Source organism: candidate division WOR-1 bacterium RIFOXYB2_FULL_36_35 (assembly GCA_001771505.1).
Taxonomy (GTDB): domain Bacteria; phylum Margulisbacteria; class WOR-1; order XYC2-FULL-46-14; family XYC2-FULL-37-10; genus XYB2-FULL-36-35.
Genome location: MEUA01000061.1, coordinates 1 through 21,794, shown reverse-complemented (window position 1 = coordinate 21,794; position 21,794 = coordinate 1). Strand labels below are relative to the sequence as shown.

The 21,794-nt window shown below is 35.4% G+C and carries 27 protein-coding genes; 4 read left to right on the top strand and 23 right to left on the bottom strand.

Features of this window, described 5'->3' with window-relative positions; translation table 11 throughout:
• From A2290_07630 to A2290_07535, 20 genes are all read right to left on the bottom strand, one after another.
• Nucleotides 1-497, bottom strand: a 497-nt coding sequence (locus tag A2290_07630) for an arginine--tRNA ligase (protein ID OGC13163.1), incomplete at its 3' end; no start/stop codon positions are given.
• A 132-nt stretch (nucleotides 498-629) separates the two neighbouring features.
• Entirely contained in the window at nucleotides 630-2,531 is a 1,902-nt protein-coding gene (locus tag A2290_07625) for a hypothetical protein (protein ID OGC13162.1), read from the bottom strand.
• Entirely contained in the window at nucleotides 2,507-2,692 is a 186-nt protein-coding gene (locus tag A2290_07620) for a hypothetical protein (protein OGC13161.1), read from the bottom strand. Before A2290_07620 ends, A2290_07625 begins: the two co-directional genes overlap by 25 nt.
• Nucleotides 2,689-3,012 (bottom strand): hypothetical protein, encoded by a 324-nt coding sequence (locus A2290_07615; protein OGC13160.1) that lies wholly within the window; start codon nucleotides 3,010-3,012, stop codon nucleotides 2,689-2,691. The genes A2290_07620 and A2290_07615 overlap by 4 nt, the downstream gene beginning before the upstream one ends.
• Entirely contained in the window at nucleotides 3,009-3,251 is a 243-nt protein-coding gene (locus A2290_07610) for a hypothetical protein (protein OGC13159.1), read from the bottom strand. Before A2290_07610 ends, A2290_07615 begins: the two co-directional genes overlap by 4 nt.
• Before the next feature lie 16 nt (nucleotides 3,252-3,267).
• Nucleotides 3,268-4,140 (bottom strand): hypothetical protein, encoded by an 873-nt coding sequence (locus tag A2290_07605; protein OGC13158.1) that lies wholly within the window; start codon nucleotides 4,138-4,140, stop codon nucleotides 3,268-3,270.
• Nucleotides 4,141-4,299: 159 nt separating this feature from the next.
• On the bottom strand, nucleotides 4,300-4,746 hold the full coding sequence (locus A2290_07600) for a cytidine deaminase (protein ID OGC13157.1): 447 nt from the start codon (nucleotides 4,744-4,746) through the stop codon (nucleotides 4,300-4,302).
• Nucleotides 4,746-5,699, bottom strand: a complete 954-nt coding sequence (locus A2290_07595; protein OGC13156.1) for a transketolase — start codon at nucleotides 5,697-5,699, stop codon at nucleotides 4,746-4,748. The genes A2290_07600 and A2290_07595 overlap by 1 nt, the downstream gene beginning before the upstream one ends.
• On the bottom strand, nucleotides 5,689-6,534 hold the full coding sequence (locus A2290_07590) for a transketolase (GenBank protein OGC13155.1): 846 nt from the start codon (nucleotides 6,532-6,534) through the stop codon (nucleotides 5,689-5,691). The genes A2290_07595 and A2290_07590 overlap by 11 nt, the downstream gene beginning before the upstream one ends.
• 27 nt (nucleotides 6,535-6,561) lie before the next feature.
• Nucleotides 6,562-7,416 (bottom strand): UDP-N-acetylenolpyruvoylglucosamine reductase, encoded by an 855-nt coding sequence (locus A2290_07585; GenBank protein OGC13154.1) that lies wholly within the window; start codon nucleotides 7,414-7,416, stop codon nucleotides 6,562-6,564.
• Entirely contained in the window at nucleotides 7,413-8,807 is a 1,395-nt protein-coding gene (locus tag A2290_07580; protein ID OGC13153.1) for a UDP-N-acetylmuramate--L-alanine ligase, read from the bottom strand. The genes A2290_07585 and A2290_07580 overlap by 4 nt, the downstream gene beginning before the upstream one ends.
• A complete protein-coding gene (locus A2290_07575) occupies nucleotides 8,794-9,861 on the bottom strand; it encodes an undecaprenyldiphospho-muramoylpentapeptide beta-N-acetylglucosaminyltransferase (protein ID OGC13152.1) in 1,068 nt (355 codons plus the stop codon). Before A2290_07575 ends, A2290_07580 begins: the two co-directional genes overlap by 14 nt.
• 15 nt (nucleotides 9,862-9,876) lie before the next feature.
• Entirely contained in the window at nucleotides 9,877-11,322 is a 1,446-nt protein-coding gene (locus A2290_07570; protein OGC13151.1) for a cysteine--tRNA ligase, read from the bottom strand.
• On the bottom strand, nucleotides 11,312-11,908 hold the full coding sequence (locus tag A2290_07565; protein ID OGC13150.1) for a serine O-acetyltransferase: 597 nt from the start codon (nucleotides 11,906-11,908) through the stop codon (nucleotides 11,312-11,314). Before A2290_07565 ends, A2290_07570 begins: the two co-directional genes overlap by 11 nt.
• Before the next feature lie 92 nt (nucleotides 11,909-12,000).
• Nucleotides 12,001-12,999, bottom strand: coding sequence for a hypothetical protein (locus A2290_07560; protein OGC13149.1), 999 nt, complete (start codon nucleotides 12,997-12,999; stop codon nucleotides 12,001-12,003).
• Nucleotides 13,000-13,064: 65 nt separating this feature from the next.
• Complete coding sequence (locus tag A2290_07555) at nucleotides 13,065-13,703, bottom strand: hypothetical protein (protein ID OGC13148.1); 639 nt, start codon at nucleotides 13,701-13,703, stop codon at nucleotides 13,065-13,067.
• Between the two features lie 19 nt (nucleotides 13,704-13,722).
• Complete coding sequence (locus A2290_07550) at nucleotides 13,723-14,745, bottom strand: aspartate-semialdehyde dehydrogenase (GenBank protein ID OGC13147.1); 1,023 nt, start codon at nucleotides 14,743-14,745, stop codon at nucleotides 13,723-13,725.
• Nucleotides 14,746-14,883: 138 nt separating this feature from the next.
• A complete protein-coding gene (locus A2290_07545; GenBank protein ID OGC13146.1) occupies nucleotides 14,884-15,537 on the bottom strand; it encodes a hypothetical protein in 654 nt (217 codons plus the stop codon).
• Between the two features lie 289 nt (nucleotides 15,538-15,826).
• The gene (locus tag A2290_07540) at nucleotides 15,827-16,849 is read right to left on the bottom strand and encodes a hypothetical protein (protein ID OGC13145.1); all 1,023 of its coding nucleotides are present in this window, start codon (nucleotides 16,847-16,849) and stop codon (nucleotides 15,827-15,829) included.
• 72 nt (nucleotides 16,850-16,921) lie between these two features.
• Nucleotides 16,922-17,248 (bottom strand): hypothetical protein, encoded by a 327-nt coding sequence (locus A2290_07535; protein ID OGC13144.1) that lies wholly within the window; start codon nucleotides 17,246-17,248, stop codon nucleotides 16,922-16,924.
• 183 nt (nucleotides 17,249-17,431) lie between these two features.
• On the opposite strand from A2290_07535, the gene A2290_07530 reads away from it, so the two are divergent.
• On the top strand, nucleotides 17,432-18,994 hold the full coding sequence (locus A2290_07530; GenBank protein OGC13143.1) for a hypothetical protein: 1,563 nt from the start codon (nucleotides 17,432-17,434) through the stop codon (nucleotides 18,992-18,994).
• 121 nt (nucleotides 18,995-19,115) lie between these two features.
• Here A2290_07530 and A2290_07525 read toward each other — a convergent pair whose 3' ends face one another.
• A complete protein-coding gene (locus tag A2290_07525) occupies nucleotides 19,116-19,358 on the bottom strand; it encodes a hypothetical protein (GenBank protein OGC13142.1) in 243 nt (80 codons plus the stop codon).
• Between the two features lie 155 nt (nucleotides 19,359-19,513).
• Here A2290_07525 and A2290_07520 point away from each other — a divergent pair, with 155 nt between their 5' ends.
• Together A2290_07520 and A2290_07515 are read left to right on the top strand one after the other, a co-directional pair.
• Entirely contained in the window at nucleotides 19,514-19,732 is a 219-nt protein-coding gene (locus tag A2290_07520) for a hypothetical protein (GenBank protein ID OGC13141.1), read from the top strand.
• Between the two features lies 1 nt (nucleotide 19,733).
• Complete coding sequence (locus A2290_07515) at nucleotides 19,734-20,156, top strand: hypothetical protein (GenBank protein OGC13140.1); 423 nt, start codon at nucleotides 19,734-19,736, stop codon at nucleotides 20,154-20,156.
• 22 nt (nucleotides 20,157-20,178) lie between these two features.
• Here the strand turns inward: A2290_07515 and A2290_07510 are convergent, their stop codons facing one another.
• Nucleotides 20,179-20,610 carry a hypothetical protein gene (locus A2290_07510; protein OGC13139.1) on the bottom strand — a complete coding sequence of 144 codons (432 nt, stop codon included), beginning with the start codon at nucleotides 20,608-20,610 and terminating at the stop codon, nucleotides 20,179-20,181.
• A gap of 159 nt (nucleotides 20,611-20,769) precedes the next feature.
• Between A2290_07510 and A2290_07505 the strand changes: the two genes are divergently transcribed.
• Nucleotides 20,770-21,543, top strand: coding sequence for a hypothetical protein (locus A2290_07505; GenBank protein OGC13138.1), 774 nt, complete (start codon nucleotides 20,770-20,772; stop codon nucleotides 21,541-21,543).
• Nucleotides 21,544-21,566: 23 nt separating this feature from the next.
• Here the strand turns inward: A2290_07505 and A2290_07500 are convergent, their stop codons facing one another.
• Nucleotides 21,567-21,794, bottom strand: coding sequence for a hypothetical protein (locus A2290_07500; protein OGC13137.1), 228 nt, complete (start codon nucleotides 21,792-21,794; stop codon nucleotides 21,567-21,569).

Below are 21,794 nucleotides of genomic sequence, written 5' to 3'. Positions count from 1 at the left end.
TGATTGCCAACATCATTAACATAAAATTCTCTCTCGATTTTGTAACCAACAGCAGACAAAAGGCTCGCAATATCATCCCCGATAACAGACCATCTTCCATGTCCAACATGCAGAGGCCCTGTAGGATTCGCGGAAACAAATTCTATCAAAACTTTCTGCCCATTCCCTATATTGACTTTCCCATATTCTTTATCTTTTAAAATTATCTCTTTCACAAAATCCTGTAAAAACTTCAAACTCAAAGTAAAATTAACGAACCCATTTTTTGTAGCCTCAACTTTTTCAAAAATATTTGCTGAAGTTTCCAACTCTTTTGCAATAACCTTTGCTATTTCATAGGGGGGGTTCTTTAAAGTAGCGACAAGAAGTAACGCTACATTTGTCGAAAAATCACCGTACCTTTCCTGCGGCACAGATATTTCTATTCGCGGAAGTCCCACATTCGGAAACACCTTTAAAACAGAATCTAAGACCAATTTTCCTATATGTTCTTTCATTTTTATATTATATTACATTAACCCCGATTATTCACGGTAAAACCAGAAATTAACCCCGATTATCATAAGCGGGGTTAATAATTGGCGTTAATTGGACAAAAGGAAATTGCCTGCCGGCAGACAGGGAATTAGTTATTTTTCCCAATTCATTAAATCCTCTGTTTTTTTTGATATAAATTTCGTATGAGATAAAATTTCAACTACTTCAGCCCTCGTTAAAGCTTTTTTGGGTTCAAGCTTTTTATCTAAAAACTTCAAATAACCCGCAGCTTTTGCGGCATTTATCTCTTTAATTGCCCAATTACGGCCATTTATATCAATAAATGGGACTTCATAGATGGGTTGATCAAGATAAAGCTTTCCAAACCTGGCGATTGCTGCTATTCCTTCAATTCTTGTTATACTTTGCATAGGCCTAAAAGTTCCATCCGGATATCCTGTCATATCACCTGTTTTTGCAATTGTTTTTATTGGCTCGATTGCCCAGTAATCAGAAGGAACATCGTTGAAATAAGGATAATCTGCAAACTCTTTTCCTTGCAATCCTTTTACTTTGAAAAGCAATGTTGCAAATTCAGCCCTGGAAACTCTGTTCTCCGGTCTAAATGTTTCATCGGGGTATCCTGTTACAATATCTAATGTTGCCATCTGATCTATTGATGATTTTGCCCAATAATCATTAGGAATATCCTTAAAAGTCAGGAATCTTAAAATTCTTATTTTTTCTTTTTCTATGATTTTTCCTTTTTCATCCAATGCTAAAACAAGAAAACTGTTTTTGCCAAGCTCTAAAGAAAAGGTCGCCTCAAAGCTTAACTCTTTGATAGGAACATCTATCTCATTTATGACAATTTGTTTTACTTTTTTGTTGTGAATTACTCCTGTGATTTTTGTACTGTCTTCATATGAGATTATATTATCTTCAGGGAAAAGAAGATCAAATTGCTTTTCAGGTTCAGGTTTTGTTTTCCATAATCCATAAGAAATAGAAAAATAGTGGGTATCATTGTCACTTACAGAACAATACTGGTGATATGCATAATCAAAACGATATCCATTAAGTAAAAAACCGACCCCAGCAGTAAAATTATTATATGTTTCTAATCCATTACTTGTCCCTAGTAAATCCTGATCAAGGCCCATTCTAAGATCAAGAATTTCTACCGGAGACCATTGAATCCCAAAATGTAAAAGACCCGGCAGAGTGTTAGATCCAGAACTAATATCATAATCCAAACCTATTAACAAATCATTACTTCCAAGTTTTGTAAGGCCTTTTTCTCCCAGCAAATTAAAGCTGCTTCCAAATGTTAAAGTAGAAGGAAGTGATTCTTCTACTCCACTCCCCCACACCATTTTCCCTCCCATATCAAAAGGCAAAACGTTATGTCCCGCAAAACCCAAACGCAAAAAAGAAGAAGGTTCAAATAATAAACCGACATCTAGATCTTTTCCCCTGGCAGACCCATTTGAAATATCAGGACCTGCAAGCGATTGTGAAAACAGTTTAATCGTAGTTCCTAAAGAGATATTTTTCAGTATGCTAAAATTTAGAAAATCTTTAAGTTTAACTCCACAGGCAATTAATAAGGCATTATTATCATAATTGTAGCTTACCCCTTCCGTAGTAGAAGGTATAATCCTTATGCCATCAACCGTATCAATAGTCGGAGAAGGAGATAAAAAACCAAGGTTGCTGCTAACATAAGCAATTGCTAAAGTCCCTTTTGAAAAGGGATATGCATATCCTAAATTTACATAATTAATCTCATTTATGAATTTCCCTGCCATACTTGTAAACTGCCAGGGGTCAATATTTGAAAGCCCTGCCGGATTTATAAAAACAGATGATATATCGTCGGATATTCCGACAAATGTTTTACCCATCCCCAGAGATCTTGCCCCAACACTAATACGAGTAGGATCATTGGCAACTTTTGTTTCAGCAAAAGCCCATGAACATATAGAAACTAAAAATAAAATTGCGATAAATATTTTTTTTGAAATATTTATTTTTTCTCTTCTTCCTTGCAACAATTTTTATTTCCTTTTATCTCCTCAAATTTTTCTTTCCCTTTTTCTATAGCTTCTTTTATTTGTTTTCTTGTCTCTTCTCCTTTTTGAGGTGCGAATGCCAGCCCTAAAATAAAACCGATAATACCCCATCCAAAAATCTTTCTTAAAACCCTCTTCATTTCTTATCACCTCCAGTAAAAACGGAAAATCCCTTTTTTAATCCGGCAATTAAAGCAGCAAAATTCGTCTTTGACATAACCCCACAGATAAGTCTGCTTTTTACCTCTTCAAGGCCTCCTAAAATTAAAGTAGCTATATCCAAAACAGAACTAATAGCTTTTATCCTCTTTTCCAAATCTTTTATCAATTTCTTTGCTTCACTGACAATTTTTCTAAGATCAAATAAGATAAAAACAATTTGAATAACAGCAAATATAAAAACTATAACTAAAATTATAAGCGCCCCCAGTAAAATATTTTTAAGGTAAATTTCTATCACATACGCTCCTCCTTCATTTGTTTTGCAACGCTTTCAGATTCTTCTTTGCCTTTTTCAAAAGCGTAGGCAAACGCATCTCCCAATTCATCAATATTAAAATTTTTAAGTTTTTCTTTCAATTTTTGTTTCAAATCTTCGCCGACCAAAGGAGCAAATAAAACTCCCAAAGCAATACCGACTAAACCTCCTAATAACAAGCCTTTAAATAAACTCGAGTCAGACTTAAGTTCAGTCTCCACTTTTTCCCTCCCCTTGTTAGTTCTTGATGTTAGCACAAGGATAAGAACCTAACATTTTATAAAACGCAACTTTTGATTTTACCATTGATAAAGCTCTTTTTATCTCTTTATCATTATGATGGCCTTGAAAATCAAGAAAGAAATAGTAATCTCCAAGGGCTTTTTTTGAAGGCCGTGATTCTATTTTTGTAAGATTTATATTGCGACAGGCAAATTCCAAAAGGACATCATGTAAACCTCCGGGGGTATCTTTTGGCAAAGAAAATACAATAGATGTTTTATCTTTTCCTGATTCTTTAGAGTCTTTCTTGGTCAAGACAACAAAACGTGTTTGATTGTCCTTCGCATTTATTTTTCTTGCAACAATTGTTAGTCCATAAAGTTTTGAGGCAGCAATGTTTCCAATTGCAGCAAATATATTCCCTTTTATTTTGCCATGGGATATAACTTTTTCTCCAAGAGATAAAGCTACTTGTCTTGCCGCTTCAGAAGTGGAATAAGCCAGGTGAAGTTTAGCTTTTGGAAGATTCTTTCTTAAAAAGTTTTTGCATTGTTCAATAGGTTGAGGGTGTGAAATAATATCCGTAATTTCATCCATACGGATTCCCTTTTGAGCAAGTAAATAATGATAAACGGGAAGAATAATTTCCTGACTAATTTTCAAATTAACTTCTTTTGCAAGCATATCGGTTACAATACCAATTGTGCCATCGATTGAATTTTCAATCGGTACAATGGCAGAATCGATTCTTTTTTTATCGGCAGCCAAGAGAAGATCATGAATTGTATTAAAAGGAACTAATTTTATATCGCTAACAATTTTCTTCTGGTAAATTTTGCCGGCTTCTTCAGAAAAAGTTCCTTCAGGTCCCAAATATCCTACTCTCATTATTACACCTTCCATCTATAAAAATTCAATCTAGAGATAGTAACAAATTGTAACAAAAAGCGGAAAACATAACAACAATTAACCAAGTAATGTTGCAAACGTTCAAAACAAACCCCAACTATCATAATCGGAGTTTATTTCAAAAAACTGACAAGTTACTTAACTAATCTGGATTGTTTTTATTTTTGATTCTTTTAACATTTGCAAAGCTAGCTTATCAGGATATCCTCCGGAATAAACAAGCCGTATTATACCAGCGTTTATCATCATCTTTACACAAATTACGCACGGCTGATATGTGCAATAAAGAATTCCTCCTTCTATTTTTACTCCATAAACAGACGCCTGGATAATGGCGTTTTGCTCCGCGTGCAGACCCCTGCATAATTCATGTCTTTGGCCCGATGGTACTTTTAATTTTTTGCGAATGCAAGTTGAACTTGTGCAGTGGGAAAAATCTTTTGGCGCGCCATTATAACCTGTAGCTAAAATTCTGTTTTCTTTTACTATAATAGCTCCAACTTTTCTCTTTACACAAGTTGCACGGGTCGACACATCCTGTGTAATTTTCATGAAATAGTCATCCCATGAAGGTCTTTTGGACATTATAATTTCCTTGATATTACACTCTTTGCCGCTTTTATTATATCTTGAGTAGTTAGCCCGTATTTGACAAGAAGCTCGTGTGGTTTTCCGGATTCTCCAAATGTATCTTTTATTCCTACTCTTTTTACCGGAACAGGATGATTTTCTGAAAGAATTTCAGAAACAGCGCTCCCCAATCCTCCGATGATAGAATGTTCTTCAGCCGTTACTACTGCACCTGTTTTTTGAGCGCTTTTAATTACAATATTTTTGTCCAACGGCTTTATTGTGTGAATATTTATAATCTCCGCGCTGATATTTTCCTTTTCAAGTTCGTATGCCGCATCAAGAGCCATTGAAACCATAATGCCACATGCAAAAATAGTCACATCACTACCTTTGCGCATAATAACCCCTTTCCCTATTTTAAATTTATATTCTTCATTTGCATAAACAATCGGGGTTGCAAGTCTTGATAGTCTGACATATACAGGTCCTGTGAATTTGGATACTGCCATTATTGTTTTTTTTGCTTCAACTGCATCTGCAGGAACAATCACAGTCATGTTGGGAATTGCCCGTATAATAGCAATATCCTCATTTGCCTGATGGGAGGCGCCGTCTTCTCCCGTTGTAATCCCTCCATGCGTAACAACTATTTTAACATTTAGTCTGGTATAGGCACACGACATCCTTATTTGATCCCAGGTGCGACCCGAACCGAAGACGGCAAAAGTGGAAGCAAAAGCAATTTTGCCGGAAGCTGCAAGGCCTGCCGCAGTGCCGATCATATCTTGCTCAGCTATACCGATATCAAAAAACCTGTCAGGAAACTCTTTCCTAAAAAGAGCTGTTTTTGTAGATACGGCAAGATCGGCATCAAGTACAACTACATCTTTGTTTTTTTTGCCAAGCTCTACAAGCGCCTTTCCATATGCGTCACGTGTCGCTTCTAATTTTTTATCACTTGTCATGTAAAACTATTTTGCAAAGCTGCTGCAATGCTATCTCCTTTTCTTGTTCTGTGGGAGCCTTTCCGTGGTAATCAAGGGGCTTCTCTTCCATAAATGAGACCCCTTTCCCTTTGACCGTATCCGCGATTACAACAGAGGGTTTCCCCTTGTTTTTTTCAGCTTTTTCAAAAGCTTCAATAATAGATTTTATGGAGTGCCCATCACATCGAATGACATTCCATTTAAATGCTTTGAATTTATCATCCAGCGGCTGGATACATTTTATGTCGGAAACTTTCCCGTCTATTTGATGTTCGTTATGGTCAACAATCGCAGTAACATTATCTAGTTTGTAATGTCCTGCTGTCATAGCCGCTTCCCAAACCTGTCCCTCCTGACATTCCCCATCCCCCATCAAACAATAAACACGATAATTTTTCTTATCTAGCCTTCCTGCTAGTGCCATCCCATTTGCGGCAGAGAGCCCCTGTCCCAAAGAACCTGTCGACATTTCGATTCCAGGAAGAGAGAGCATATCGATATGTCCCTGCAAAGAGCTTCCTATTTGACGAAGTGTTTTTAGATATTTTTTAGGAAAATAACCGGCTTCTGCAAGCGCTGCATATAACACAGGAGACGCGTGCCCTTTTGACATAACAAATCGATCCCTGTCAGGCCAATTTGGTTCTTTTGGCTTATGATTTAATTTGTAAAAATAAAGTGTTGCAACAATGTCTGCGGCAGAAAGTGATCCTCCGGGATGACCGGAAGCAGCCAAACATATCATTTCTATGATATGCTGACGAAGAAGATTGGCTTTTGATTCAATCTCATTTATTTTTTCTTGTGATACCATAAAGAAATTTTATCATAAATTTATTCATCAGTCGATAAATTTAACTTCGGGCTCTAAAAAAATCTTAAACTTTTCTTTAACTTTTTTTACTACATATCTTGACAATTTTTCAACATCATTAAAAGAGGCATTGCCTAAATTAACAATAAAATTAGAATGCTTTAAGGAGACTTGCGCATCTCCAACTCTTGCTCCCTTACATCCAGCAGATTCAATAAGTCTTGCAGCAAAGTCTCCTTTGGGATTTTTAAAAAAAGATCCCGCGGATGGCAAATCATACGGTTGTTTTTTAAGTTTGTCTTTAAGTATTTTTTTGATTTTTTCTTTAATTTTCGCAGAATTTCCTTTTTTAAAAATGAATTCTGCTTTTGTAATAATCCAGTTTTTTTCCTGAAAAAGACTGCCACGATAAGAAAAGCCACATTTTTTTCTTGCTAAAATAAATTCTTTGCCATCACTATCAACAACCCAAACCCTCTTTACAAGGTTTCCTATGGTTTTATTTAATTGACCTGCGTTCATATAAAGAGCGCCACCAATTGTTCCCGGGATTCCCGATAAAAACTCAAACCCTGCTAGATTATTTTCCACGGAAAAGTTAAGCAAAGCAGTTAATTTTGTGCCTGCCTCAACAATAAGAGAACGTCCTTTTATTTGGATACCTTTTGATTCAAGCTTTACGATAATTCCATCAAAACGCTTATTCGAAAACAAAACATTTGATCCGCAACCTAAAATAAAAACTTTAAGTCTTTCTTTTTGAGCAAATTTAAAAACATACTGTATATCTTTTAGTCTTTTAACCGTACAAAAATATTTTGCATAACCACCTACACGAAAAGTTGTATGTTTTGAAAGGAGTTCGTTTCTTTTAAATTTCATGACTCGGCTCTTATTTTTAATCTGGAAATAATTTCTTTGGCAATAGTATTTATATCTCCGGCTCCCATTATCAAAACCATATCGCCTTTTTTTAATTCTTTTATAAGTTTTTCCGGTATCTCTTCTTTTCTGGCAATATAAGAAACTTCCTGATGATTCTTCACTTCATCAAAAATAAGTTTTCCACTTACTTCTTTTATCTTTTGTTCTCCTGCGCTATAAATATCAGTTAAAATAACTATGTCCGCATTTAAAAAAGCTTCGCCGAATTCTTTAAAAAGATTTAATGTCCTTGTATATCGATGCGGTTGAAATACTGAAATAATTCTCTTGCCTTTCCAGCATTTTTTTGCCGCTGCAATAGTTGCCTTTATCTCGGTTGGATGATGAGCATAATCATCTACAATTACAATACCATCAACTTCTCCGACAATTTGAAAGCGTCTTTTAGCGTTAGAGAACGAATGCAAAGTTGATGCAATAGATGAAAAGGGAATACCCGCTTCATAAGAAACAACAATTGCGCCAAGAGAATTTGTAATATTCTGCTCACCCGGAATAGGCAGCCGTACATGCCCTAAAGGTTTATCTTTATATACAACTTCAAAAGTTGATCCTCCTTCTTCAAATGCAATATTTCTGGCATAAATATCGGGATTGTCTTTTATCCCATAAGTAATCTTTTTTAACTGGGTTTTATCCGTAAGAGCCTTTAATTCAAGGCAATCAGTGCCAACAACCAGTAAACCACTAGGATCTGTTTTATTAATAAATTCATTAAAAACTTTTTTTAAGTTTTCGATATCACCGAAATATTCCATATGGTCAGGTTCCATATTAGTTAAAACAGTAATATTAGGATTAAGTTCCAAAAAAGATCCATCACTTTCATCGGCTTCCGCTATACAATACAAACCTTTCCCCAATCTTGCATTCCCATCAACATAGTCTGTTTCCCCGCCAATTAAATAAGTAGGGTCAAGCCCTCCTTCAAGAAATATTTTTGATATCATTGAAGTAGTGGTTGTTTTTCCATGTGTTCCGGCAAGGGCAATGCTAAATTTAAATTTACTCATAATCCATGAAAGCATTTCTGCCCTTCTGATTATCGGAATTCCGTTTGATTTTGCTTCCGCAAATTCTACATTATCTGGCGATATAGCCGAAGAATATACAACTAAATCAGCTGCGCGGATATTGCTCGTATTGTGTTCAATAAAAACTTTAATTCCAAGATCTCTTAAACGGATAGTATTGCTTGATTCTTTGGCGTCGGAACCAAATACTTCAAATCCCATCTGATGAAGAATTTTCGCGATTGCAGATACGCCACAACCCCCAATACCTATAAGAAAGATTTTTTTACATCTGTCTATATCAGTTAATTTCATAAATTAGATCAACTATCTCCTCTGCCGCCGTCTTTTTCGCAAATTTCAATGCATTATCAGACATTGCATTTAATTTTTTTTCATTATGTATTAATTCGTCAATAACATTAAACAATTTTCCGATGTCTTTCTCAAAAATCAAAATGCCCGCGCCTTTTTCTTCCACAATCCTGGCATTTAAATCCTGATGTCCTTCGGCTGAATAAGGAAAAGGGATCAAGATTGAAGGAATCCCAAGAATTAAGAATTCGGCAATTGCAGTTGCTCCAGCACGACTTATAACCAAATCGCAACCCGAAAGCCCTTCTTCTATATTATACATATAAGGGAGCGGATGATAAAACGGAAAAGGAGTGAGGTCTTGCTTTTCAATTAAAGGAGTAAAATCTCTATCCCCAACTAAATGTATTATTTCTACATTTTCTTTTTTAAATCTATCAATATTTTTAATGATTGTTTTATTTAAAACAAGCGCTCCCTGACTCCCCCCCATTATTAGGATTTTCTTTTTTTTGTTTGTATGTTCCATCTGTATATTTTTTATTCTCCGCCTAACCGGATTGCCTAATACCTTCCCAAAAATAAATTTTAAGGACTCTTCAAAAGAAAGAATTGTTGCATCTACAAACCTTGACAATACGCGGCTTACAAATCCCGGCAAGACGTTTTGTTCATGCAAAATAGTTTTTATTTTAAGTACTTTGGCCGCAAATGCCACAGGAAAACTTAAATATCCTCCTGTTAAAAAGACAATATCCGGTTTAAATTTGATGAGATGATAAAGAGCTTGAAAAAAGCCTATCAGAACAATAAACACCGCAGAAACGGATTGATAAGAAATCTTTCTTTTAAGTCCTCTTGCCCATATTGTTTTACAGGGGAACCCTTCTTTAGTAATTATTTTTCTGCCTAAACCATCTCTACTTGTTAGAAATAAAATATTGTTGGATTGTAAAGGATCAGATTTTTGATCCCTTTTTGATAATTCTTCCGCAATTGCTATTCCTGGATATATATGTCCTCCTGTCCCGCCCGCGGCAATTATAATTTTCATATAAGTTATGGTTTATTAACTACCTTTAGTCCATTTGCTTCCATATGAGGTATCTTCTATAACTATACCACGAGCAGAAAGCATATTTCTAATTTCATCGGCCAAAGCAAAATTTTTCATTTTTCGCGCTTCATTACGCTGATTGATGAGTATTTCTATATCTTCAACATCAGGGTCTTGAAATGTTTTATTAATAAGCAATATGCCCAAAGTATTGAAAAATTCAAACAAAAGGTTTTTGTATTTTTTTAAGGATTCCGTATCAATTTTATCTTTTTTTATATGACCGTTTATGAAGTGAATAAATTCAAAAGCTGTGCCTATTGCCTGCGCTGTATTAAAATCATCGTCCATTGCTGCAATAAATTTATTTTTAAAAATTGCTAGTTCATCTTCCGTTTCTGCAACTTCAAGCTCATCTTCAGGCTCGCGAACTTTATTGATTAAAAAATCTAAACCGGCAACAGTTTTTATTATTTTTTCATAAGCGGATTTTGTTTCATTTAACTGTTCATCAGAAAAATTAATCGGGCTCCTGTAATGAGTCATGAGTAAAAAAAGACGAATAACCATAGGATCATATTTATTAAGAATATCTTTCATTGAAAAGAAATTGCCAAGTGATTTTGACATTTTTTGTTGATTGATATTTACAAACCCATTATGCATCCAATATTTAACATACGGTTTTTTATTGGTCAATGCTTCTGTTTGAGCAATTTCATTCTCATGATGAGGAAAAGTTAAATCAAGTCCGCCACCATGAATATCAAATTGATCTCCCAAATATTTGGTTGACATTACAGAACATTCAATATGCCAACCAGGTCTTCCCTTTCCCCACGGCGAAGTCCAAGATGGTTCTCCTTCTTTAGCCCCTTTCCATAAAGCAAAATCAAGTGGATCTTTTTTGCGGGCGTCAATTTCAACTCTTACGCCTGCTTTCATATCTTTTAATTTACGTTTCGAAAGTTTTCCGTAATCTTCAAATTTTGAAACTTCAAAATAGACATCATTATCTACCACATATGCGTACCCTTTTTTAATAAGCCCTTTTATCCAGTCAATCATTTCCTGTATATGTTCTGTCGCTTTAGGATAAACAGTCGCACGTTTAACATTTAAGATGTCCATAATATCAAAGTAAGAATCGATGTGCCTTTCAGTAATTTCTTTGCATTTTTCCTGTATTGTTTTATTCTCGGATTTAGGGTTTAGGCTTTCGGATTTTTTAATTATTTTGTCATCAATATCGGTAAAATTTTGAACATAATCAACTTCATATCCTAAATATTCAAAATACCTTCTTACAACATCAAAAACGACATAGACTCGAGCATGTCCAAGATGAGTTTCATCATAAGGGGTAATACCGCAAACATACATTCTTATTTTTTGCGGATTTAAAGCTTCAAACTCTTGCGATGAATGGGTTAAATCATTATAAATCTTAAGAGCCAATTTTATCCTCTATCTTTTTAATTCTTTTTTCAAGGTCACCAACTATATCAGGAAGATCGGCATGAGCCAAAGTTTCAATCCTTTTTCCTTCGCGGACAATGACACGGGCAGGATTCCCAACTATGGTTGAATTTTGTGGAACACTTTTTGTAACAACAGCTCCGGCGCCAACTCTTGAATTGTCAGCTATAATAATATTCCCTAAAATTATGGCGGAAGCGCCAATTACAACCCCATTTCCAATAGTAGGATGCCTCTTTCCTTTTTCTTTACCTGTTCCTCCCAATGTAACTCCCTGATATATTGTTACGTCATCCCCGATAACCGCTGTTTCTCCTATTACGACTCCATTTCCATGATCAATAAAAAATCTTTTTCCGATTTTAGCTCCTGGATGTATCTCTATTAAAGTAAGTAATCTTGAAATTTGGGAAATAAACCTTGGAATAACAGGGATTTTAAGTGAATACAAAAAATGGGCTATGCGATGAAACACCATCGCCCATAAACCTTGATACAACAAAACTTCAAATATATTTGCTGCAGCAGGATCACGGTTAAAAATTGTTTTTATTCCATCAAACATTTTTCCCTCAGTTACTATTATACACTAAAACAGACCACAGACTACAATCAGCAGTCGAAGATAAGGTCAAAAAGAAACTAGTCAGCGGTTGATCATTTCACGAGATCCTGCAGCGTATCAAGTTGTTTCGGAGAACCAAATGCCACCAGAATATCACCAACTTCAAGTTTTGATTCAGCAACAGGTTGTAAAATAAAAGATCCATTTGGCCGTTTTATTGCAGCAATATGAGCTCCCGTCCTCTTCCTCAATTGTGATTCTCCTATATTTTTTCCCGCCACCCCACTCTTATCATAAACATATAACTCTCTTACTTCAAATTTTAAATGATCACCATCTAACGCTTTGTCGATAAAATCGGTAGCTACCGGTCGCAAAACCATATCGGCCATTTTTTTGCCTGCAATCAAATAGGGAGATAAAACTCTGTTCGCGCCTGCACGTAGCAGTTTTGCCTCTATTTCAGACGCTCCCGATCTTGCAACTATATAAATATTCGGATTTAAAACTCTTGCAGAAATTGTTACAAAAACATTATCAGTATCAGAATCAGCAGCCGCAATAAGCCCTTTGGCAGTTTTTATCCCTGCAATTTCAAGATTTTCATCAGAGGTTATATTCCCGACGATAAAAGGAACGCCATCCCCGCTTAGCTCTCTTGCCGTTTCTTGTTTTTCATCTATTATGACGTAGGGAATTTTAAAAACATTTAACTCCTTTACTACTTCATGCCCCACCCGCCCATACCCGCAAATAATATAATGATTTTTCATCTCTTTGATCTTTCTTTCCATTCTTCTCCTCCTTCTATAACCTAATAATTCCCCCTCAATGATAATTTGCCCAATTTGGCCGATAGAATACCCCATAACACCTACGCCACCTATAATCATACACATTGTTAAAATTTTTCCGGCTTGGCTTAAAGCGTATACTTCACGAAAACCTACGGTAGAAAGTGTAATGACCACCATGTATAAAGAATCAAGAGGAGTCCATTTTTCAATGGAAACATAGCCAAAAACACCACCGCAAATAATAGCAAAAAGCAGTAAAATAGGTATTATTAATCTATTAAACGGATTTGACATATCCTCACATACCAATTTGCATAGGCAAATTGATCTCCCCTCTCCCTTTCATGGATAGGGTAAAGTTAACTCCTTTTCATTAAATATATTGTAAAATCGCCAGGATGATAATCATGCCGAACAACATACCTTCCTGTTAAACTTCGAACACAAGGCAAAACATCCTCGACTTTAGTGTAAAAGTATTGTTTATTAATTAAATCTTCCTCTTTTACATAATACAATGCTTGGGAGGATAAAAAATTTACACCAACTGCTATATTACACAATTCATACATTCTAATCAACATAGAATGTATGATTTTTAAATGTTCCTCTCTGCTGTCAAAACAGATATTTAAAGCTCCACTACAAAAGACAAAGTCATATTTTTTAAAATTTTTATCTTCCATGATGTTATAAAGTTCAAAAGATGCTTTGGGATATTTTTTTTTGGCAATGCTTAATATTTTAGGGGAAACATCATAGCCCATATAAGAAAATTTATAATTCTGTCTTTCAAAATAGGCATAAAAATCACCGAACCCGCAGCCCACATCAAGCACCGAAATTTTATTGTTGTCAAACATTTTCACTAAATCAGCAAAAATCTTAAATCTTAATTTCTGGCTATCCTGGCTATTCCAGTCCAAAGAGAGAAACGTATCACCGTGTCTTTCTAACAGGTCTTCGTAATATTTTATCTGATGGTTTTTGTCAACCATTCTGCAGATTATAACACATTCAAATTAATCCATCAGAAATCATCTGTTCCGCGATGAATACAGCATTTAATGCTGCTCCCCTGCGGAGGTTGTCTGAAACGATCCACATCTCAATTCCATTTTTTTGAGAGATATCTTCTCTTATGCGGCCAACCAATGTATCGTCAATCCCGACACAATCTATCGGGGTTGGATATTCTCCTTTTTCCGGATTATCAACAATTTTAACGGTCGGAAACGCAGAAAGGAGTTTCCTTACCGCTTCTACGGAAATTTTCTTTTTAGTTTTTATGTTTACCGATTCGGAATGGCCTATTGCAACAGGAACCCTAACGCAAGTTGCGGTAATTTGGATATCGGGATCGCCAAAAATCTTTCTGGTTTCATTTATCATCTTCATCTCTTCTTTTGTATAACCGTTATCGACAAAGGAGTCAATTTGAGGAACAACATTAAAAGCTATCTGTTTAAATATATATTTGGGAACAATTTTAGCCTTTGGATTTTCAATCAAAGCTTTTGTCTGTTCATACATTTCAGCAATCGCCTCTTTACCCCAGCCGGAAGTAGATTGATATGTTGAAATGACAAGCCGCTCAATTCCAACCGCATCATAGATCGGTTTCAAAGCCAAAACCATTTGGGCGGTTGAGCAGTTCGGGTTTGCGATTATCCCTTTATGTGTTTTTAGCGCTTCGGGATTAACTTCGGGAACTACAAGGGGAACTTTGGGATCCATTCTGAAGTGGCTTGTATTATCAATGACAATACATTTTCTTTTTGCTGCTTCCGGCGCAAACTTTGCAGAAATTTTTGCTCCCGCGGAAAAGAGGCCGATATCAATCCCTTCAAAAGACGAAGGTTTTGCTTCTTCAACGGTATACTCTTTTCCTTTGAAAGGAACTTTTTGTCCGGCTGTACGTTCTGATGCGAGGGGGAGAAATTTTGCAACAGGAAAATCTCTCTGTTCAAGGACTTTCATCATTTCGCGACCGACCATTCCGGTGGCACCCAATACGCAAACATTATATTTTTTTGGCATAGATTATATGACTCCTTTTGTCGGTATTTGTTGTAATTATAACATAATAAGGATATAACTTTTTTAAAAATTCACCTAAATCTATTAGGGAAAAAAGGAGTCTTTCATAAAGATGGGTAGTTGCGAAAGCTAGATAGCTTAGTTATCAGAAAAAAAATCTAACTTAGGGAATTTAGCTACCAATGTTTTTAAAAGAGCTTGTGTTGAATACCCTGATACTTCATCTAAAAGTAGACTGGGGTCACTAAATTCAAGTTCTTCTATTGATTTTCCCTCTATATCTAATTCCTGCATATAGTCATCAATAACAGCTTTAAATAAAGAAGTATCTTCTTTAGAATCTAGATTTTGAAAAACAAAAAGCTCTTTCGCTCTTTCAATAACAGCATCAAGTAAAGTATCATCAAATTCTTTCTGACCAACGGAAAACTCATATGCTTTACTTAGCAGATCGTAATCACATATTATTTTTACTTCCGCGGTAATTTTTTTAATAATCATTTCTCCAATTTTATCTCCGGCATATTCTAATATCTTAGAAAAATTCTCAGAATCTATTACTCCAGTAATTATCGCAGGAACTGACGCTGAAACAAAAAAATCAACCAGTTTGCGCTCCACTGTTTTTAAAGAATTAATAAGCTTCGACAATTCTATGAAATGTTCAGCGCTAAGAAGTGATGTCTCGTTTTCTACTAATCTACGCAACTTAGCGATGCCATAGCTCAAAGTATTTATACTGCCTCTACAAGTTCCTGTAAGTATCAATCCAATGGGATTTGCTGTTATCATTATGTTTTACCTCCAAATAATTTTTACAAACAATGTTTTTTAGTAATATTTTTCAAAATAAAATAATGAATATAAAATTCCATGCAATTTTTTTATCTTATTGTTTTTTTGCTATAATTTATTATCGTATCTATTCTAGAAAATTTCACCACAATTATTCATAGATGAACAGAATTCTAGCAGAGTGTTGAAACTTTCCCCAGGTATGAACCCCAATTTCCTAATCGGGGTGAATAATCAGGGGTTCATACAGGCTTTTGATTCTCCAGAGGTTTTAATGCAAACAGAACTAAATCCTACCTTTTGTGGGTATTTCCTGGTTTGCGCCGGAAGAAGTAAATTTATCAACGTCGCCCCAGGGAGTTGTCACAGTATTGTATCCGTAGTCTGTTTTTATATAAGACCCGTTCCAGATGTCAAGAAGAATTGATTTTGATGCCTCATCATAATAATCATAAGGCTTATAAAAATAATAATCGGCTCCTTCTTTGCCTCCAAAAGCAAATTCATGGAAAGCTCCAAGAGGAACACTTATTTGTTTATCAGCTAAATATCCGACAACATCTCCAGAAGATACTTTTTGTCCAACGGTTAAATTAACACCGGTAGTAACAATATGCCTATAACCTATGGCATAATTTTTCCCGTACCTTATCCAAACTTCACCGCCATTTCCGGCAGATTCGGCATTTTCAAAGTTTTCCCATGTTACAAAATAAGTTATAACCCCATCAAAAGGGGCATATATAGGTTCTCTATACCTATTCATAAAAAATATTGCCATCTCTTGATTTAAAGTTCCGCTTTCTTCGGTTATAGCAAAGGGGGCACAGCCATAAATATCACCTGTCGTAGTTGAAGTAAATAATAACGGCCCATAAGTAGAAGTCTCCCAGGTAAAAATCATTGATGGAACAGCTGTTGTTACAGGATAATATGGGATTAAGTAAAAAGAGACTTCTAAAGTTTGATCTTTTGTAACCACAAATGATTCAAACGAAGATTCATAATTATCTGCCGAGATTAAAAGTTTTTCAGTCCCTGCCGGAACAGATTGCATTATAAAATATCCCAATGAATCGGTTGTAGCAGAAATACTGTTCCCTTCTATTGAAACGACGGCTCCTTCTATAGGATTGTTTGTTAGAATTTCTTTTACATAACCTTTTATCGCACCCACATCCGTTGATTGTTGCGTTCCACTCCCACCTGAAGATGAGCTACTTTGCGAACAACCATAAATAAAAAAAGAAAAAAGGCCGAGCAGACAAATAAAAACAGAAAATAACTTATTCGAAGTTTTTATACACATCATCTCCCATCAACTAATTTGCGGAAATTATAACACAATCCGTTTCTATAACACACAAAAACAGGTTTTTAGCTATTTTGTAGTTAAATATGCAGGGATAATAAGCCCCAATAGTGCGCCACCCAAAAAAGCTAACATGCCGGCTACTATAATGAGAAATATGTACATAAAGTTTAACAAGTTTTTTGCTGTGACAATAAGTATTGATAATAATATTGAAATAACAATTGCGAATAAAGCCCCCATTTTCAATCCTTCCATAAATCCATAACCAAACAGTCCCATAACTGCTCCTACGAGGGATATAATCATAAGGAGAAGAAAAAAATATGCCAAATAAAAACCCAAAGCCTGAAGAGCTGATCTTTTATACCCAAAATCTATTAAATTTTTAAACATTATTTATCCCTCCTTGCGAACGAAGTTATTCTACTACAATTTACGATTATTTGACACAAGATATATCCATATGATCCTGTAGCTTTTCTCGTTTGAAATAAAAGTTTGCAGGGAGATTTTTTTCATGACAGGCAAAAAGAATGAATAGCGAAATTTTTATTGCACTTTTACGAAATATATATAATGAGTGTACCATCTATAGCTTTATTTCGGCATAATCTAAATCTAAAAGAAGGAAAAGAAGCAAGGACTTTTGTTACCGGTATTATTCTTGCCTGGATTCGCCAGAATAATCAATTTGAACAACGACAAGCAAGAGTTTTTTCTAATAGAAGCGGATCAATCTACTGGGGCAGGTTTGGAAATACAACAGGTTTTTTATCTTCTCAAGAATATTTATCTGTTTTTTCTCATGATACAAGCAAGGGAACATTAAAAATAGAACTTTTTATCAGAACAGAAAATGTTTTAATCCCTCAAAAAACATTATATCTACAGGATAGAGAGGGTTCATATAGAGTCGCCAATGAAAAAACTTTCTCTCTAAAACAGCCAGCAATTATCTGTTTTTCCCCAATAGATACTGAACAATTACAATATGAAGAGATCAAGGCAAAGATCGCGAGAGGAGAACCGCCTTTTGATAAAGAAACAAAAAATGAAAGCATCACCTTACTTGTAAAACTATCAAAATCTGGCAATGAAGAAGCATTTCTCCTGCTCTTAAAATGTTACAAGCCATTTCTATTTAACTGGACAAAAAGGATATGCGGAATAATCCCTTTTTTAAAAAAAGACATAATCTTAGCTGATCTTAAAGATTGGTTTTTTTATGTATTGGGACGGTTTAACCCTGATAATGAATCCAAAGCCTTTTTTGGGACATATTTAACGATCTCATTTAGGCATTACGCAAAAAAGGTGATAAAACGGAGGAGCAACATTTCAATCTCAGATCGTGAATCTGAGTTTTGCCGCACTATTTTTAGTTTACAAGAATCTTTCATTTCACGAAACGGCAGGAAGCCTTCATATGAAGAACTTGCCGAGCTTGTAAACAGAAAAGCCGCATACCTGCGGCTGAAAAAATCCCACAGACTGCCGCCAAAATGGGATGCTCAAGCCATCGAGCTTAAAATTTCCGAAGAATTAGAGGCTATGAGAAGAGCAGATATACTGTTTATGCCAGAGGAAGTTGCCTCATATCTTTTTAAAATACTAGAGACATCATTGTTTGACACAAATGATAAGAGCGGACTATCTGTTGCAGGACAACAACTTGCATCTCCGCCGGATGAGATGAGCGATGGCCGTTTCGTTTTGGAGACTGCTTTTAAGTATAACGGTTTTATCGATCGGGATAATTTTCTCACAAGACTTGAACAATTAAATCAACCAAGAACATTGATAGAAGAATTATTTAGCAATCCACGAGAACAACGGCTCCTTTTGAAAGAGGAGATATTGCATGGAAGAAAAACACCTTTCTTGCAAAGATTTCAAGATGAAAAGATTCGAGACTATGTAAGCTTTATTTTTGATAGGGCATCTCGGTTTACTTTAACGGAAAAGGAAAAGGCGGATTTAACATCCTATTTTTATGAAGAAAAAAATTCAGAGGAAATAGCCGCAGATCGCAAAGAAACCTCACAATCGGTAAGGCTTAGGATAAAAATGGCATTAAACAAATTACAAAAAGGTCCATTTGCTAAAGATTTGGAAATTTGCTGGCGGGAAGCGGCTTGATGTATTTGCTCTTTTAAAATTCCAGATTCTGTCCAAATTTCTAAAGTAAACCCAGGATATAGGGAGCCAAGGGGACTGCATTTTTTTCTTAAAAGAGTTTTAAACTACTGTTGCTAGCCTTCTATTTTAAAGTTTTTTTCGACCAATTTTCGTTCAGGGGCGCCAGAATCAGGGACAAACCACAATTCAAAACGGGCAGAACGATAATCGCCCCAATCCCCTTCATAAATAGTAATTTCAGTAATGTCAAGCCTGTTTTATGACTTTGGTTGTTAGAATTATAATAAAGAAACCCAACAATACAAACAAATAATAGAATAAAAACCAGCAGAGCTTTCCAGTGCGTTTTTAAAATTTTGTACACAACCCATTCCCCTTAAAATATTTCCTGAGAATTATAACATAATCCACATATTCATTTTGTTTCAATCCACGCTCCCGTGTGGGGAGCGACAAAACATAACTTAATTGATATAATACAATATAGAAAAAGGAATTTAACCAAGGGGGCGTTAGACAATGACTCAAACAAAGCATGATTTACTTCAAAGTTTAGAAAAAATAACAAATGAACTTGCAGTGTTGAAGAGAGTTATAGTTATGGAGGTTAAACCTACTCCAAATGGCAAGCATAAGACAGCTTTGGATGATTTAAATAAAACGATCAAGCAACTTTCTCCAAAATGGGACAGCATTTCAGCTCTTGAAGAGATAAAGTCTCAAAGGGAGAAAAAATAAAATGCTTCTATTAACACTTGATAGTTCTGTTTTTGTTGCCGCGTTTAGAGAAACCGAAGAAAAACATGTAATATGCAAAAAGATTTTAGAAGGTGTTTTTAGCGGCAAATTTGAAGCAATTGAGCCTTATAGCGTTTTAGTTGAAGTTGTTGCGGCTATAAAACGCAGAACTCACTCAATGGAACTTGCCCAAAAAATAAAGTCTATACTTTTATCAATTGATACAATTAATTTCGAAGAATTGATTAGTTTCAGATCCGAAGAGGCAGCCGATCTTGCCATTTCAACAGGTATTCGCGGTATGGACGCATTAATTATTCAAACCGCCAAAGAAAACGGATCTTTGCTTGTAAGCTTAGATCAAGAAATGCTACGGCTTGTAAAAGGTAAAGTATCAATTAAAAATCCTGAAGACTTAGTTTAGCTTCAATCCCCACACCCCGATCTCAATTCACGCTCCCGTGTGGGGAGCGACCCATGTGCATCTTTTGTACTAATTCCAAAAGTTTTGTTTCAATCCACGCCCCCGTGTGGCGAGCGACTGGAGATATTGAGCCTGTATATTTGATTAGTTTTTTTGGTGTTAAGAAATTAGCAATACTACCTATTTCAGCCAAGAAAGCTGCAGCATAAAAAGGCGAAACTCCTTTAATTGAAAGCAGATATTTAGCATCTTCAGGAATAATTCTCACAGCTTTGTTTTCCAAAGAGGAAACAATTGTAAGAATATGATATACCCTTAAAAAGGGGTATGCCACAGAACCCAAGGCCTTTAAGAAAAATGCATTGTGGCGCATTTCTGTGGCCTGTTTTGGAGCAAATTTACCTAACTTTTTGAGGGTTATGGGTAAATTTATATATATTTGGCTTATAGGCATCACCCCCGCAACCTTTCTTTCTCTCCTTTTCCCTCATAATTTCTTCTACTATATCAATTTTCTGTATGGGTGAATTTTCCACTTTAATTTAACGATATATATACAGGAATTATTTAAATAAACTCTGGTTTAATTTATTATAAAAGGATGTATTAAAAAATGGATATTGGCTTAAATAGTGGTTTAAAATTGACTCTCTCACTGCCTAATATAGATAATAAAATAAGAAGAGGAGACTATCTCCCAAGACTTATGGGGCAAACAAAATATCAAGCTACCACAGTTGTGAGAGGACAGCTTAGAAGAGGAGTTGTTTTAGTCGATATGAGACTTATCAGGTCAGCTGCTCCCTCATTTGATACGCTTGTAGCAATAGGAAGATGGGGAGACAGAAACAATCCAAATGCAAGAGATGAAATTTTGGGGCGTGATGAGGAAGGAAAAGAAGAACAATTTAAATTGGGAGAATTGGTAAAAGATCCAGCAAGTATACGTTTTGCCAACAGAGGAAGGGGTGTTTTTGTTCCATATGATCAGATAAGACCTGAGTCAACGATAAAGACTCTTATGGTTTCTCCTGCTCTGCTCAAGGTTCCCATGATGGAGCTTAGAACAACAGAAAATTGGGATTTCGGTTTATCATGCTTTGTTTGTACTTTTAATGTAGCCAATGCTCTAATTATATCTGCAGGATTGGAACTTCATGCACAAACAACAATAGAAGGAATCCTACCCTTTCCGGAAACTCTTCCGAATAGAGAAGATAAACACCGTTTTTCATATAATCCTCAAACAAATAGACTATATATTGGCACCTGTTTCATGCATCCCCAAAATCTGGAAATGCTGAAAGGTTTGTTGGCAACTTTTGGAATGCTAAATAAAGAGATGCTTTTGTTAGCAAGCCTACCGGGAAGCATTGCTGAAATATAGTATTGTATCCGTAGAATATGGAACTATTTTGTCGTTAAATATGCGGGAAGAATAAGTCCCAAGAACGCGCCGCCAAAAAAAGCTAAAATGCCGGTCGCTATAATAAATAATATATTGGTAAAGTTTAACAAGTTTTTTGCTTTGACGGTAAAGATTGACAATAATGTAGAAATAACAATTGCGGACAAAGTTCCGACTTTTAAGCCATCCATAAATCCATAACCAAACATTCCCATAATTCCTCCCGCCAA

Coding starts and splice junctions, on each gene's coding strand:
- A2290_07510 (OGC13139.1), bottom strand. CDS start 20,610: ATGCCTATAAGCCAAATATATATAAATTTACCCATAACCCTCAAAAAG.
- A2290_07565 (OGC13150.1), bottom strand. CDS start 11,908: ATGTTTGATGGAATAAAAACAATTTTTAACCGTGATCCTGCTGCAGCA.
- A2290_07530 (OGC13143.1), top strand. CDS start 17,432: ATGAGTGTACCATCTATAGCTTTATTTCGGCATAATCTAAATCTAAAA.
- A2290_07620 (OGC13161.1), bottom strand. CDS start 2,692: ATGAAGAGGGTTTTAAGAAAGATTTTTGGATGGGGTATTATCGGTTTT.
- A2290_07585 (OGC13154.1), bottom strand. CDS start 7,416: ATGAAATTTAAAAGAAACGAACTCCTTTCAAAACATACAACTTTTCGT.
- A2290_07590 (OGC13155.1), bottom strand. CDS start 6,534: ATGGTATCACAAGAAAAAATAAATGAGATTGAATCAAAAGCCAATCTT.
- A2290_07580 (OGC13153.1), bottom strand. CDS start 8,807: ATGAAATTAACTGATATAGACAGATGTAAAAAAATCTTTCTTATAGGT.
- A2290_07550 (OGC13147.1), bottom strand. CDS start 14,745: ATGCCAAAAAAATATAATGTTTGCGTATTGGGTGCCACCGGAATGGTC.
- A2290_07560 (OGC13149.1), bottom strand. CDS start 12,999: ATGTCAAATCCGTTTAATAGATTAATAATACCTATTTTACTGCTTTTT.
- A2290_07575 (OGC13152.1), bottom strand. CDS start 9,861: ATGAAAATTATAATTGCCGCGGGCGGGACAGGAGGACATATATATCCA.
- A2290_07535 (OGC13144.1), bottom strand. CDS start 17,248: ATGTTTAAAAATTTAATAGATTTTGGGTATAAAAGATCAGCTCTTCAG.
- A2290_07520 (OGC13141.1), top strand. CDS start 19,514: ATGACTCAAACAAAGCATGATTTACTTCAAAGTTTAGAAAAAATAACA.
- A2290_07605 (OGC13158.1), bottom strand. CDS start 4,140: ATGAGAGTAGGATATTTGGGACCTGAAGGAACTTTTTCTGAAGAAGCC.
- A2290_07505 (OGC13138.1), top strand. CDS start 20,770: ATGGATATTGGCTTAAATAGTGGTTTAAAATTGACTCTCTCACTGCCT.
- A2290_07545 (OGC13146.1), bottom strand. CDS start 15,537: ATGATAACAGCAAATCCCATTGGATTGATACTTACAGGAACTTGTAGA.
- A2290_07540 (OGC13145.1), bottom strand. CDS start 16,849: ATGTGTATAAAAACTTCGAATAAGTTATTTTCTGTTTTTATTTGTCTG.
- A2290_07555 (OGC13148.1), bottom strand. CDS start 13,703: ATGGTTGACAAAAACCATCAGATAAAATATTACGAAGACCTGTTAGAA.
- A2290_07595 (OGC13156.1), bottom strand. CDS start 5,699: ATGACAAGTGATAAAAAATTAGAAGCGACACGTGACGCATATGGAAAG.
- A2290_07600 (OGC13157.1), bottom strand. CDS start 4,746: ATGTCCAAAAGACCTTCATGGGATGACTATTTCATGAAAATTACACAG.
- A2290_07515 (OGC13140.1), top strand. CDS start 19,734: ATGCTTCTATTAACACTTGATAGTTCTGTTTTTGTTGCCGCGTTTAGA.